This is a genomic window from Vibrio sp. HDW18, assembly GCF_011306175.1.
In the GTDB taxonomy this organism is placed as follows: Bacteria; Pseudomonadota; Gammaproteobacteria; order Enterobacterales; family Vibrionaceae; genus Vibrio; species Vibrio chanodichtyis.
In genome coordinates this window covers 2035783-2050149 of the sequence record NZ_CP049913.1, presented here as the reverse complement: position 1 = coordinate 2050149, position 14367 = coordinate 2035783, and the positions used below count along the sequence as shown (strand labels likewise).

Annotated in this window: 13 protein-coding genes; 9 read left to right on the top strand and 4 right to left on the bottom strand. The window is 48.2% G+C overall.

What is annotated here, in order from left to right:
- Positions 1 to 60 precede the first annotated feature (60 nt).
- Positions 61 to 2067: an NAD-dependent DNA ligase LigA gene (gene ligA, locus G7083_RS09895; protein WP_166014613.1), complete on the bottom strand. Its 2007-nt coding sequence runs from the start codon at positions 2065 to 2067 to the stop codon at positions 61 to 63.
- A 110-nt stretch (positions 2068 to 2177) separates the two neighbouring features.
- Positions 2178 to 3053, bottom strand: coding sequence for a cell division protein ZipA (zipA, locus tag G7083_RS09890; RefSeq protein WP_166014612.1), 876 nt, complete (start codon positions 3051 to 3053; stop codon positions 2178 to 2180).
- Between the two features lie 228 nt (positions 3054 to 3281).
- Here zipA and cysZ point away from each other — a divergent pair, with 228 nt between their 5' ends.
- The 5 genes from cysZ (at position 3282) to crr (ending at position 8227) form a co-directional block, all read left to right on the top strand.
- Positions 3282 to 4028: a sulfate transporter CysZ gene (gene cysZ, locus G7083_RS09885; protein ID WP_166014611.1), complete on the top strand. Its 747-nt coding sequence runs from the start codon at positions 3282 to 3284 to the stop codon at positions 4026 to 4028.
- Between the two features lie 200 nt (positions 4029 to 4228).
- Positions 4229 to 5197, top strand: coding sequence for a cysteine synthase A (gene cysK / locus G7083_RS09880; protein ID WP_166014610.1), 969 nt, complete (start codon positions 4229 to 4231; stop codon positions 5195 to 5197).
- A gap of 298 nt (positions 5198 to 5495) precedes the next feature.
- Positions 5496 to 5753, top strand: coding sequence for an HPr family phosphocarrier protein (locus G7083_RS09875; RefSeq protein ID WP_166014609.1), 258 nt, complete (start codon positions 5496 to 5498; stop codon positions 5751 to 5753).
- A 134-nt stretch (positions 5754 to 5887) separates the two neighbouring features.
- Positions 5888 to 7609, top strand: coding sequence for a phosphoenolpyruvate-protein phosphotransferase PtsI (gene ptsI, locus G7083_RS09870; RefSeq protein ID WP_166014608.1), 1722 nt, complete (start codon positions 5888 to 5890; stop codon positions 7607 to 7609).
- A gap of 108 nt (positions 7610 to 7717) precedes the next feature.
- Positions 7718 to 8227: a PTS glucose transporter subunit IIA gene (gene crr, locus G7083_RS09865; protein ID WP_166014607.1), complete on the top strand. Its 510-nt coding sequence runs from the start codon at positions 7718 to 7720 to the stop codon at positions 8225 to 8227.
- Between the two features lie 112 nt (positions 8228 to 8339).
- On the opposite strand, the gene G7083_RS15000 is transcribed toward crr, so the two are convergent.
- Together G7083_RS15000 and G7083_RS09855 are read right to left on the bottom strand one after the other, a co-directional pair.
- Positions 8340 to 8792 (bottom strand): apolipoprotein A1/A4/E family protein, encoded by a 453-nt coding sequence (locus G7083_RS15000; RefSeq protein ID WP_206212093.1) that lies wholly within the window; start codon positions 8790 to 8792, stop codon positions 8340 to 8342.
- A gap of 131 nt (positions 8793 to 8923) precedes the next feature.
- Positions 8924 to 10084: a 2-octaprenyl-3-methyl-6-methoxy-1,4-benzoquinol hydroxylase gene (locus G7083_RS09855; protein WP_166014606.1), complete on the bottom strand. Its 1161-nt coding sequence runs from the start codon at positions 10082 to 10084 to the stop codon at positions 8924 to 8926.
- A 251-nt stretch (positions 10085 to 10335) separates the two neighbouring features.
- Between G7083_RS09855 and miaB the strand changes: the two genes are divergently transcribed.
- The 4 genes from miaB (at position 10336) to corC (ending at position 14349) form a co-directional block, all read left to right on the top strand.
- Complete coding sequence (gene miaB, locus G7083_RS09850; RefSeq protein ID WP_166014605.1) at positions 10336 to 11760, top strand: tRNA (N6-isopentenyl adenosine(37)-C2)-methylthiotransferase MiaB; 1425 nt, start codon at positions 10336 to 10338, stop codon at positions 11758 to 11760.
- Between the two features lie 67 nt (positions 11761 to 11827).
- Positions 11828 to 12946 carry a PhoH family protein gene (locus G7083_RS09845; RefSeq protein WP_166014604.1) on the top strand — a complete coding sequence of 373 codons (1119 nt, stop codon included), beginning with the start codon at positions 11828 to 11830 and terminating at the stop codon, positions 12944 to 12946.
- Positions 12943 to 13407, top strand: coding sequence for an rRNA maturation RNase YbeY (ybeY, locus tag G7083_RS09840; RefSeq protein WP_166014603.1), 465 nt, complete (start codon positions 12943 to 12945; stop codon positions 13405 to 13407). The genes G7083_RS09845 and ybeY overlap by 4 nt, the downstream gene beginning before the upstream one ends.
- 69 nt (positions 13408 to 13476) lie before the next feature.
- Positions 13477 to 14349: a CNNM family magnesium/cobalt transport protein CorC gene (gene corC / locus G7083_RS09835; protein WP_166014602.1), complete on the top strand. Its 873-nt coding sequence runs from the start codon at positions 13477 to 13479 to the stop codon at positions 14347 to 14349.
- Positions 14350 to 14367: the final 18 nt, after the last annotated feature.

Here is a 14367-nt window from a genome sequence, read left to right as displayed (position 1 = left end):
GCGTCGATCACATTTTGCTGGGGTTGGCAAATCTTACCCTTCGGGTAAGCTGGCGCTGACTTATGTTAACCACGCCAGCAGTGCCGCTTCATCTTGCACCTCAACCCCAAGCTCCAGCGCTTTGTTAAGCTTAGAGCCCGCGGCTGCGCCGGCAAACAGAATATCGGTTTTGGCCGAGACGCTACCGGTCACTTTGACGCCTAACGCTTGCAGTGCCGTTTTCGCTTCACTGCGCGACAGCTTAGTGAACGTGCCGGTGATCACCACCACTTTACCGGCTAACGGTGAATCGATCGCCGCTTGCGCGACCATATCCGGCCAAGTCACGCCGAGCGCTTGCAGATCAGCAATCACTTGCTGGTTGCGAGGCTCTGCAAAAAAAGCCAGCAAATGGTCGGCGACCACGCTGCCGACATCGGCAACCGCCAGCAACTGCTCGCGAGAGGCGTTGGCAATCGCCTCTAGGCTTAAAAAATGCTGCGCTAGGTTAAGTGCGGTGGCTTCCCCCACTTCACGAATGCCGAGCGCATACAAAAATTTGGCTAAGCTGGTGTGTTTGGCTTGCTTGAGCGCATCCAGCACATTTTGCGCCGATTTGGGCCCCATGCGCTCTAATAATGTAAGTGGCGCTAGGGTTAAGCGAAATAGGTCAGCGGGAGTGTGCACCAGCTCGCGATCCACCAACTGCTCAATCACTTTATCGCCTAAGCCTTCGACATCGAGCGCTTTGCGCGACACAAAATGTTTTAACGCTTGTTTACGCTGAGCTTGGCAAATTAACCCGCCGCTGCAGCGTGCTACCGCTTCACCGGCCACGCGTTCAATCTCAGATTGACACACTGGGCAACGCTGCGGAAACACGATGGGCTTGGCATCGGCTGGACGGCGTTCAAGCACCACCGAGACAATTTGCGGGATCACATCGCCCGCGCGGCGGATCACCACCGTATCGCCGACCATCACGCCTAAACGGGCAATTTCATCACCATTGTGCAAGGTGGCATTACTGACGGTCACACCGCCGACAAACACCGATTCGAGTTTGGCAACCGGTGTGATGGCCCCCGTGCGACCAACTTGAAATTCCACTTCGTTGAGCAGAGTTAACTCTTCTTGAGCGGGAAATTTGTAGGCAATCGCCCAGCGCGGCGCTTTGGCCACAAAGCCAAGTCGATCTTGCAGGGCAATATCATCGACTTTGATCACCACTCCATCAATCTCATAAGCGAGCTCTGCGCGGCGCGCTAAAATATCTTGATAGAAGGCTTTCACCTTATCGAGCGAATTGACCTGCTGGGTAGCGGGGCAAATCGGTAATCCCCACTTTTTCAGCTGTAGAAAACGCTGATAGTGACTGCCCGCTAACTCGCCACCTTCAATAATACCGACGCTGTAGGCATAAAAGGCCAATGGACGCTGGGCGGTAATTTTAGAATCTAATTGACGTAAACTGCCAGCCGCGGCATTACGCGGGTTGACAAACTGCTTTTCACCTTTTTTAAGCGCACGTGCGTTAAGTGCTTCAAAACCCGCTTTAGGCATAAACACTTCACCGCGCACTTCAAGGCGAGTTGGAAAATCACTGCCTTGTAGACGCAGTGGGATCGCTTTAATGGTGCGCACGTTAGCGGTGATATTCTCGCCCGTCGCGCCATCACCACGAGTCGCAGCGCGAGTCAGCACGCCCTCTTCATACAATAAACTGACCGCTAAACCATCGAGTTTAGGCTCGCAGCAAAATGGGCTATCGGCTACTGCAGCAATTCGATCCAGCATACGACGATAGAAGCTATCCAGCTCACTATCATCAAACGCATTATCCAGCGATAACATCGGGATTTCATGCTCAACCGGCGTAAAGCCCTCTAATGGGCGGCCACCCACGCGCAAACTGGGGGAATCTGGGCTGATTAATTCAGGATGCTCAGCTTCTAAAGCGAGCAGTTCGCGCATTAAGCGATCATATTCGGCATCCGGAATGGTCGGTGCGTCTTCTACATAATAACGCACACCATGTTGATGCAGGGTTTGTCTTAGCTCGGTTAATCGTTGCGCGGCAGTGGGCATGGTGATTCTCTCGTATCTCGATGAAAAAAGGCTCCGCAGAGCCTTATCAGTATAATGAGCCCCATGGTGAAGCGCTTGGTGAGCGCTGGGGCTTGCGCGCCAATTCGCTATTATTCGTTATGGCGCGCTTTAAATTCTTGAATTTGCTTGCGATAAGCATCCAATCGATTGGGCGTCATTAAATTGCGCGCATCGTCCAACACATGACCACTGAGATCATCAGCAATTTGCTGCGCAGTTTTCAGCATCAATTTAAAGTTTTGCTCAGGATCGCCAAAACCCGGCAAGGTCATAAAAAACGAGATGCCTTGGGTAGTAAAATCGGCCGGATCATCATGCATCAAGGTTCCCGGTTGCATCATATTGGCGACGCTAAACAGCACTTTGCCGGTGCCTGACAGATCCGCATGCCGATGGAAAATATCCATCTCACCAAATAACAAGCCATTTTGTTGCATACTATCGAATAACTTAGTACCAACGAACGGCTGGTTACCTGCACAGTGCACGTTAAGCACAATCACATCGAGTGGATCTTCCTGAGGCGAAGGTTCAATCTGCGGCGATGGTGGTGTTGGACTCTCGGAGGCAATGACAGAGTGCACCACCGGTTCAGGCTGGGTGAGCGTGGAAGTCGCAGATGATGCGGGTACTGATTGGCGATGATAATTCGCCTCAATAGCTGCAGATTCAGCCGCCGATTCGGGCAACTCATCGCTAGAGAGAAAATCGGCGATCAGCGGATCGGCAGATCCTTTTGACAAGCCAAAATCGGGCTCTTTACGCGGTTTACGAATGATCTCAAATTCATCGGCAGCTGCCGATGACGGCGCAGTGGGTTGCTCACTAGCGGTATCAATTTTACGCAGAGGTTTATGCCCAAACTTGGACTTTCCCTCTTTTTTGCTGGTCCACAGACCGTGAAATAGCAACGCGGCAATTGCCAGCGCGCCAACCATTATCAATACGAATCGCAATTCCTGCATCTTAAATTCTCAATATCCCGTTTGATGTTCTGAGCTCTAGCGCCCGACAGGACGTGGTTCAGGGTGTGGGTTTGGCTTGTCGCGATACTTTACCAAAACTCTCGTTGAATTTAGAACAACTTAATGTGAGAAGTTGCCAACATCACGCGTTTTTTTGCGGTTTAAGCATTTTACTTAGCTCGCAATCCAGTACAATTTACCTTCGGTTTATCAAGGAACATCGCGTTTATGCACCCTACCCGTTCTGGATTTGGCTACTTCTACTATGGCCTATGTTTGGCATTTACCCCCGGCATCCGTCGCTTTGTCGCACTGCCGCTGTTGGCCAACATGCTGCTGGTGGGCGGCGCAATGTACTACTTATTTAGCCAGTTGGATATGTGGATTAGCCAGTGGCTCGGCCACTTGCCCGTCTTTTTGGCTTGGCTGCGCTATGTGTTGTTGCCATTACTGGCGTTAACCATTATTGCCACTTTTTCCTATTTTTTTAGCACCTTGGCTAATTTTATTGCGGCACCTTTCAATGGGTTATTAGCGGAAAAAATCGAGCAGCACTTATCTGGCCAAGTGCTCAGCGAACAGAGTGTATGGTCACTGATCAAAGATGTGCCACGCATATTGGCACGCGAATGGCGCAAGCTGCGGTATATGCTGCCCAGAGCGCTGGGGCTGCTACTGTTATTGCTGATCCCAGCGCTTGGACAAACAGTAGGTCCACTGGCTTGGTGGCTGTTCAGCGCTTGGATGCTGGCAATCCAATATTGTGACTACCCGTTCGATAATCATAAAATTGCTTTTGATGATATGCGTAATACTTTGCAACAAAATCAGCCGCAAGCTTATAGCTTTGGATTGATGGTTGCACTGCTCGCCAGTATTCCGATCATCAATCTGTTTATCATGCCGGTAGCGGTGTGCGGCGCCACCGCGATGTGGGTGCACGAATTTAAGCCACACTATCGGCACAACCGTTAGACGGCAAACACGTTAGGGTTGCCGCTAAGGGATCGTACACCAGCAAAAAATGAAGCTTTTATCGGCTACTCACACCACATAAGTTATAACTTTTTAATCTTTTTCGCTTAGTGAATATACACTTATGCTCTCATCATACTCACTATTCACGCACATACCGCTTAACGGGCTGACGGCGTACTGAATGAAGGAACATCACCATGAGCAAAATCTATCAAGACAACTCCCTGACGATTGGTAACACACCGCTGGTGCGCTTAAACAAAGTGTCAACTGGCAATGTGTTGGTCAAAATCGAGGCACGCAACCCGAGTTTCAGTGTTAAATGCCGGATCGGTGCCAACATGATTTGGGATGCCGAAAAGCAAGGCAAACTTAAGCCTGGGATTGAATTGGTTGAGCCGACCAGTGGTAACACTGGGGTAGCGCTGGCTTTTGTCGCCGCGGCACGGGGCTATAAATTAACCCTAACCATGCCAGAATCAATGAGCTTAGAGCGGCGTAAACTGCTCAAAGCACTGGGTGCCAATTTAGTGCTAACTGAAGCAGCCAAAGGCATGAAAGGCGCGATTGCTAAAGCGGAAGAGATTGTCGCCAGCAATCCAGAAAAATACCTGTTATTGCAACAATTTAACAACCCAGCCAACCCACAAATCCACGAGCAAACCACTGGCCCAGAGATTTGGGACGCCACCGATGGTCAAGTGGATGTGTTTGTGGCTGGCGTCGGCACTGGCGGCACATTAACCGGCACCAGCCGTTATATTAAAGGCACCAGAGGCAAAGCAATTGTGTCGGTGGCGGTCGAGCCCGCCGAGTCACCGGTCATCACCCAAGCGTTAGCGGGCCAAGAAATCAAACCCGCTCCGCATAAAATTCAGGGCATTGGTGCCGGTTTTATCCCCGGCAACTTAGATTTAAGCCTGATTGACCGTGTTGAGCTGGTGACCTCAGAAGAGGCGATTTCAATGGCGCGTCGCCTAATGGAAGAAGAAGGTATTTTAGCCGGAATCTCTTCTGGCGCGGCGGTAGTTGCCGCGAATAGAATAGCGCAATTACCTGAATTTAAAGGAAAAAACATTGTAACCGTACTACCAAGTTCTGGTGAGCGCTATTTGAGCACCGCGCTGTTTGCGGGCATTTTTACCGATAAAGAGAACCAACAATAATATGTAGCGAAATCAATTTTTCGTTTAAAAAAGCCCCAGTCAGGGGCTTTTTTGTTGATCCCTGCCTCACCTTTGGTAATATCGGGGCGTTTTATTTTTCGCTTCAAAATAAAGAAGCCATTGATTTACACTCTACCGCTCAAATTGCAAAAAATAGCAAAGGCGATAGGTAAAATTTTAACCAGTCTTAAGTTCTAACACGAAAAGCCTGTGACAGTGCTAGCACAAAGCGGGTTATGCAGTTAAGCTAATTCTGGTTAACAAACTTACAAAAAATAATCTTATTGGGGTATTAAACATGTACGAGAAGCAAGTAGAAATCACAGCAGAAAATGGCCTTCACACTCGCCCAGCTGCACAGTTTGTAAAAGAAGCGAAAGCTTTCGATGCAGACATCACTGTGACTTCTAACGGTAAAAGTGCAAGTGCAAAAAGTCTGTTCAAGCTGCAAACGCTAGGTCTGGTAAAAGGCACAGTTGTGACTATCTCTGCCGAAGGCCCTCAAGCGAAAGAAGCCGTTGACCACTTAGTGGCTCTGATGGACCAACTTCACTAATCCTGTCTTCCTGTTAAAGCCATTTTGTGCACACAAAATGGCTTTGTTGGAAATAACCCGAGAAATACGCTACATATTTATGGTTAGCGTTTGTCCCATCTCCCGTTTACAGTTGACCAGTTTAAGGTAAGGCTATGATTTCAGGCATTCTAGCATCTCCAGGTATTGCTATTGGTAAAGCACTACTTCTTCAAGAAGATGAAATTGTCCTAAACACAAACACCATTTCAGATGATCAAGTAGAAGCCGAAGTTGAGCGCTTTTACACTGCGCGTAACAAATCTTCTGCGCAGTTAGAAGTGATCAAACAAAAAGCACTTGAAACTTTTGGTGAAGAAAAAGAAGCCATCTTTGAAGGCCATATCATGTTGCTTGAAGATGAAGAGCTAGAAGAAGAGATTTTAGCCCTCATCAAGAATGATAAAATGGCGGCCGATAACGCGATCTACACCGTTATCGAAGAACAAGCTACCGCGCTTGAGTCATTAGACGATGAATATCTCAAAGAACGTGCCACCGACATCCGTGATATCGGTACCCGTTTTGTGAAAAATGCCCTAGGTATGCATATCGTTTCGCTCAGCGAAATCGATCAAGAAGTGATCCTAGTGGCCTACGATTTAACGCCTTCTGAAACCGCACAAATTAACCTGAACTATGTGTTAGGTTTTGTGTGTGATATCGGCGGCCGTACTTCTCACACTTCTATCATGGCGCGTTCTCTAGAACTGCCAGCGATCGTCGGCACTAACGACATCACTAAGAAAGTGAAAAACGGCGACACCCTGATCCTGGACGCAATGAACAACAAGATCATTGTTAATCCAACCCAAGCTCAAATTGAAGAAGCGAAAGCAGTTAAAGCCGCTTTCCTTGCTGAAAAAGAAGAGCTGGCGAAACTGAAAGACCTACCAGCAGAAACGCTTGATGGTCACCGCGTTGAAGTGTGCGGCAACATCGGTACAGTAAAAGACTGTGACGGCATCATCCGTAACGGCGGTGAAGGTGTTGGCCTATACCGTACTGAATTCCTGTTTATGGATCGTGACGCACTACCGACTGAAGAAGAGCAATACCACGCTTATAAAGAAGTGGCAGAAGCGATGAACGGTCAAGCGGTGATTATCCGTACTATGGATATCGGCGGCGACAAAGATCTGCCTTACATGGATCTGCCAAAAGAGATGAACCCATTCTTGGGTTGGCGTGCAGTACGTATCAGCTTAGATCGTCGTGAAATCCTGCGTGATCAGCTACGTGGTATTCTGCGTGCATCTGCTCACGGTAAACTACGCGTCATGTTCCCAATGATCATTTCAGTAGAAGAGATCCGTGAACTGAAAAACGCGATTGAAGAGTACAAGGTTGAACTGCGTGCTGAAGGTCATGCATTCGATGAAAACATCGAAATCGGTGTGATGGTGGAAACTCCTGCGGCGGCTGCAATTGCGCACCACTTAGCTAAAGAAGTTTCTTTCTTCTCTATCGGTACTAACGATTTAACTCAGTACACACTGGCGGTTGACCGTGGTAACGAGATGATTTCTCACCTGTATAACCCACTTTCGCCTGCGGTACTGACCGTGATTAAGCAAGTGATTGACGCTTCTCACGCGGAAGGTAAATGGACCGGTATGTGTGGTGAGCTAGCTGGCGACGAACGTGCTACTCTATTACTGCTGGGTATGGGTCTTGATGAGTTCTCAATGAGCGGTATCTCGATTCCAGTTGTGAAGAAAGTGATCCGTAATGCTAATTTCGCTGAAATCAAAGCGATGGCTGAACACGCAATTTCACTGCCAACTGCGGCAGAAATTGAAGCTTGTGTCGATCAGTTCATCGCTGCAAAAGCGTAATTATTGGTTAATACCAACAAGATAGACGATGAAAATAGTCGTCTATCTTTGGCGATTGGTATACTATACTTCGACAGAATAAAACTAACACGTTAGGAGCATGACACAATGGGTCTGTTTGACAAACTTAAAAAGCTCGTCTCTGACGACAGCGCTAACGCAGGTGCAATCGAAATCATCGCACCTCTTTCTGGTGAAATCGTTAACATCGAAGATGTGCCAGATGTGGTTTTTGCTGAAAAAATCGTTGGTGACGGTATCGCGATCAAGCCTGCTGGTAACAAGATGGTGGCTCCTGTTAACGGTACTATCGGCAAAATCTTCGAAACCAACCATGCATTCTCTATCGAATCTGACGACGGCATCGAGCTGTTTGTTCACTTCGGTATTGATACTGTTGAACTGAAAGGCGAAGGCTTCACTCGCATCGCTGAAGAAGGTCAATCAGTAAAAATCGGCGATACTATTATCGAATTCGATTTGGCTCTACTAGAAGAGAAAGCAAAATCAACTCTGACTCCTGTGGTTATTTCTAACATGGATGAGATCAAAGAGCTGAACAAACTTGCTGGTTCAGTAGTGGTTGGCGAAACTGCAATCCTACGCGTTACCAAGTAATCCACTTGTGTGATGTCAAAAACGCTGCCTTGCGCAGCGTTTTTTTGTTTTTAGCACCAGAATCAGTACGTTATCCCTATGCTGCTCTTTGATAAGTACTCAAGTCAGCACATTAGGCTTTGATGAGTTGTGCTAAGGCGATTAATAAGCCGCCAAGAGCAATAACCGAACCAATAGCGGTGACAATAATTGTTGATTTCAAAGAAGAAAACTTCATATCCATTTTAGTTTCAAGCTCACCAATGCGAGTAGAAAGCTTAGTATCAACCTCATCAATGCGTGCTGAAAGCTTAGTCTCAACCTCATCTATACGCGCTGAAAGCTTAGTCTCAACCTCATCTATGCGCGCTGAAAGCTTAGTCTCAACCTCATCTATGCGCGCTGAAAGCTTAGTCTCAACGGCATCAATGCGTGCTGAAAGCTTAGTCTCAACGGCATCGATGCGAATGATGAGTTTATCTTCCACACGGTTAAGTTCATCGCGGGTAGCGTTATGCTGCGCCTGATCAACAAGCAATTTGAGTAGATCTTTTTGTGTAATTTGGCCTGTATCGTTCATTTTCATCGCCCCAAATACCTTTGATTAACAATTATACCACAGCTCATATTAAAACTTGTTGGCCACTTTAGCATAAACAAAGCGTATTCAGTGAATGAATGCAGAACATTCATCCGACTTGCGAGAGATAACCAAGACTAAAGGCCGAGCGCATAACGCAGCACTTGTTTTTTTAATGGCCCAGCACATTCGGCCGCCGCCAGCGCAGCATTGCGCAGCAACTTGAGTGGTAGATGCGAGTTACTGAACGTTTGATAAAACAGATCCATACCGGTTTGCATCAATAGATTATCAGCACGCCGACCACGCTGATAAGCGGCAAAGTGTTCGACCGTCAGCCGCGTTTGATGCTCGGTTTGGGCCAATAATTCCGCCACATCTTTAAAACCAAGGTTTACCCCCTGCCCGGCAAGTGGGTTAATGGTATGTGCCGCATCCCCCACTAACACACAGCGATTTTTCACATACTGCTGAGCATGACGACGAGTCAGTGGGAAGCTGGCCTGCTGCAATACGCGAATATCACCAAGTTCGGCAGGGAAATGCTCAATAATCTCACTACGTAATTGCGCTGGGTTTAAACCTACCAAAGTGCGGATCCGCTGTGGGCTATCGTACCAAACCAACGATGCTTGATTGCCACCTAGCGGCAAATAAGAGCGCGGCCCAGTTGGGAAAAACTGCTGCCAAGTCGTCTCTTGCTGAATACGCTGAGTCTCAACATTAATCAACAAACAGTGTTGACGATAATCCCACGCAGTGATGCCAATCTGTGCCAATTGACGTACTTGGGAGTTGGCGCCATCGGCTCCAATCACCCAATCGCACTCCAGTACGGTACCCGATTGCAAAATAGCCTGACATCCCTGTCCACTTATCTCCAGTTTTAGCAACTGCTCTGGGCACATCAAGGTCAGTTGCGGATAATCCGCCAACTGCTGCCACAAGCCAAGTTGAATAATGCGATTTTCCACCATGTAACCCAACTGTGGTAAATCCAAGGCGTGACAGGAAAAACGTGTGCGACACTCAGGATGTTCCCACGTTTCCAAATGGTGATAGGGACAAGCACGCATCGCCACAATGTTTGGCCAAGCGCCAAGTGATTCTAAAAGCTGCACTGAGGTGTGTGATATAGCCGAGACACGCACATCCATCGCTTGAGCTGGCTCAAATGGTTGCGGTGCACAGCTATCGATCAAGGCAACCGTGCGTCCTTGCTGGGCAAATCCCAGCGCCGCCGCCGCGCCAACCATGCCTCCACCTACTACTAAAATGTCAAACTTGTTGCTGCTCATCGGTTTCTCACTCGGCCTATCATCCCCAACGCATTGTACGGAGTGGTTTCAAGATTGCGACCTTTTTTACCGGAAAACCTAACGACGAATCAGAGCAAAACCCAATCGCCATAAGGGCAACAGAGAATGATGCCAATTACTAGTCAGTCAGTTTTTAAAGCAGTACAATACGCTGCTTACCGCCGAGAGGGCGGCTAGAATGTGAGCTAAAGCTCAAATGATTGAAGAACTATTGAACGAGCGAAAGTGTGATGAGTAAGAAACTGCTAATTAAAACTTGGGGCTGCCAGATGAACGAATACGATTCATCCAAAATGGCTGACCTGCTTAATGCTGCTAACGGCTATGAGCTGACCGAAATACCCGAGGAAGCAGACGTTTTACTCCTAAATACCTGTTCAATTCGTGAAAAAGCACAGGAAAAAGTCTTCCACCAACTTGGACGTTGGAAAACGCTGAAAGATAAGAAACCCGGTGTAGTGATTGGGGTTGGTGGTTGCGTAGCGACTCAAGAAGGCGACTCGATTCGCCAGCGCGCACCGTATGTCGATGTAATTTTTGGCCCGCAAACCCTGCATCGTCTGCCTGAAATGATTCAGCGTTCACAAACCAGTTCTGCACCGGTGATGGATATCTCTTTCCCTGAAATTGAAAAGTTTGACCGCCTACCTGAGCCGCGTGCTGAAGGCCCGACAGCCTTTGTCTCGATTATGGAAGGCTGCTCAAAATACTGTACTTACTGCGTAGTACCTTACACTCGCGGTGAAGAAGTAAGCCGCCCAGTCGATGACGTGCTGTTTGAAATTGCGCAACTGGCTGAACAAGGCGTGCGTGAAGTTAACCTACTCGGCCAAAATGTTAATGCTTATCGTGGTGCAACGCATGATGGTGATCTCTGCTCTTTTGCTGAACTGCTGCGTTTAGTTGCCACCATTGACGGGCTTGATCGTATTCGCTTTACCACCAGCCATCCACTGGAATTTACCGACGATATTATTGCCGTGTATGAAGACACGCCTGAGTTAGTGAGCTTCCTACACCTGCCGGTACAAAGTGGTAGCGATCGCATCTTAACTATGATGAAGCGACCACACACGGCGATTGAATACAAATCGATCATTCGCAAACTGCGTAAAGCACGCCCAGATATTCAGATCAGCTCAGACTTCATCGTCGGCTTCCCTGGTGAAACTGATAAAGATTTCCAAGACACCATGAAGCTGATCCGCGATGTGGATTTTGATATGAGCTTTAGCTTTGTGTTCTCGCCACGCCCAGGCACCCCAGCGGCAGATTATCCTTGCGATCTGTCGGAAGAGGTGAAAAAAGCGCGCTTGTACGAGCTACAGCAACAAATCAACAGCCAAGCGATGCGTTATTCGCGCTTAATGCTCGGTACTGAGCAGCGAATTTTGGTCGAAGGTCCTTCGAAGAAAAACTTGATGGAGCTGTGTGGTCGTACTGAAAATAGCCGCTTTGTTAACTTTGAAGGCTCACCAGATCTGATTGGTCAATTTGTCGATGTCAAAATCGTGGATGTGTTTGCCAACTCACTGCGTGGTGAATTAGTGCGTACCGAATCGCAAATGAATCTGCGGATTGCCACCTCGCCTTCAGCAATGAAAGCCAAGACTCGCCGTGAAGATGAGCTTGGAGTGGCTACATTTACTCCTTAATCTCGTATACACTGTCGATAAATGTCCGGTCACAATCGGACATTTATTGGCATAGTGAGAGGCAAATTTGAGCAATAAAATTATAACCTTAGAAATCGATCTACACCCTTCTGATAACCAACGCTTAGCCAGCCTATGTGGCCCTTTCGATGATAACATCAAGCACCTCGAACGGCGCTTAGGGGTTGAAATCAATTACCGCGGCCATTTTTTTACCATCGTCGGCCAAACACATACTGCCGCTGCAGCACTGGATATTATTAAGACCTTATATGTGGCTACCGCGCCGCTGCGTGGTGAGATTGCCGATATTGAACCTGAGCAAATTCACTTAGCGATCAAAGAGTCTGGCGTGCTGGAACAGCAGCATGAGTCGAGCATTCGCTACGGCAAAGAAGTGGTAGTAAAAACCAAAAAAGGCGTGATCAAACCGCGCACCCCGAATCAAGCTCAATACTTGATGAATATGGTGACCCACGATATTACCTTTGGCGTTGGCCCAGCTGGCACCGGCAAAACTTATCTTGCGGTCGCCGCCGCAGTGGATGCACTTGAGCGCCAAGAAATCCGTCGCATTCTGCTCACCCGCCCTGCGGTTGAAGCGGGGGAAAAACTCGGCTTTCTGCCTGGCGATCTCAGCCAAAAAGTCGATCCTTACTTGCGGCCACTGTACGATGCCCTGTTTGAAATGCTCGGTTTTGAGCGGGTTGAAAAACTGATTGAGCGCAATGTGATTGAAGTCGCTCCCCTCGCCTACATGCGCGGACGCACCTTAAATGATGCGTTTATCATTCTTGATGAAAGCCAAAATACCACCGTAGAGCAGATGAAAATGTTCCTCACCCGGATTGGTTTTAATTCGCGAGCGGTGATCACTGGTGATGTGACCCAAATCGACTTACCACGCGGTGCAAAATCGGGGCTGCGCCACGCAATTGAAGTACTCAGTCAAGTCGAAGAGATCAGCTTTAACTTTTTCCAAGCTGAGGATGTGGTACGCCACCCAGTGGTGGCACGCATCGTCAATGCTTATGAACAGTGGGAAGCGCAAGATCAAAAGCAGCGTCAGCTACATGAGCAGCGCCGCCGTGAGGAGCGAGCAGCGGGGCTACTCAGTAGCGTCGTGAGCGAGACTTCGCCAGCTCAGCCAACGTCATCTAACCCACATGAGTCGCACCTGTCATGAGTATCGAACTGGACTTACAATTTGCCGTCAGCGATCACCATGGGCTACCAAGCGCTGCTGATTTTGCCACTTGGCTAACCCATACCATTAGCCCATTTCAAGCCCAAGCTGAAGTAACGATTCGGATTGTCGATAGTGCGGAAAGTCATCAGCTCAATCTCAATTATCGCGGCAAAGATAAACCGACCAATGTGCTCTCTTTCCCATTTGAAGCTCCTCCGGGTATCGAACTTGATCTGCTCGGTGATTTGGTGATCTGTCGCCAAGTGGTTGAACATGAAGCGATTGAACAAAATAAACCTTTACAGGCTCATTGGGCGCATATGGTTGTACATGGTAGCCTGCATCTGCTAGGTTATGACCACATCGAAGATGATGAAGCCAAAGAGATGGAAGCACTGGAAACCGAAATTATGCAACAAATGGGCTTTAGTGATCCGTATCTGACCGAAAAAATGTAACCCTTATCGGCCAAGATAAGGCACATGTGAGCTATCACACTTCTGATAGCGTTAGTAAATTGAGACATAATGAACGACGACAATGCTCAAAATTCGGAAGGTCCGAGTAGAAAGTCCTTCTTTGAACGCCTAAGCCAACTTTTTCAGGGTGAGCCAAAAGATCGCCAAGAGCTGGTCGATGTGATCCGCGACTCTGAAATCAACGATTTGATTGACCATGACACCCGCGACATGCTGGAAGGGGTGATGGAAATCGCCGAAATGCGCGTACGCGACATCATGATCCCACGCTCACAAATGGTCACCATCGATCGTACCCACAATCTCGATAGCTTAGTCGCCATCATGACCGATGCGCAGCACTCACGTTATCCAGTGATCAGCGAAGATAAAGATCATGTGGAAGGCATTCTACTTGCGAAGGACTTACTCAAATATCTCGGCTCGAATAGTGCTCCATTCGATATCCAGCAAGTGATCCGCCCAGCGGTGGTCGTTCCGGAGAGTAAACGGGTTGACCGCTTGCTCAAAGAGTTCCGTGAAGAACGTTACCATATGGCGATTGTGGTGGATGAGTTTGGTGGTGTTTCCGGGCTAGTGACTATTGAAGACATTCTGGAAGAAATCGTCGGCGACATTGAAGATGAATTTGACGATGAAGAGCAAAAAGAGATCCGTCAACTGAGCAAGCACACTTTCTCGGTCAAAGCTCTTGCCACTATTGAAGAGTTTAACCACACCTTTGGCACCAAATTCAGTGATGAAGAGGTGGATACCGTCGGTGGTTTGGTGATGACCGCCTTTGGACACTTACCCGCCCGTGGCGAGGTGGTCGATATCGCAGGCTACAATTTCAAAGTGATGGCAGCGGACAATCGCCGCGTGGTCGCCTTGCAAGTGACCGTGCCAGATCTAGAAACGCTCTCGCATGCACAAGAATAACCCTCTCCGATGACTGAG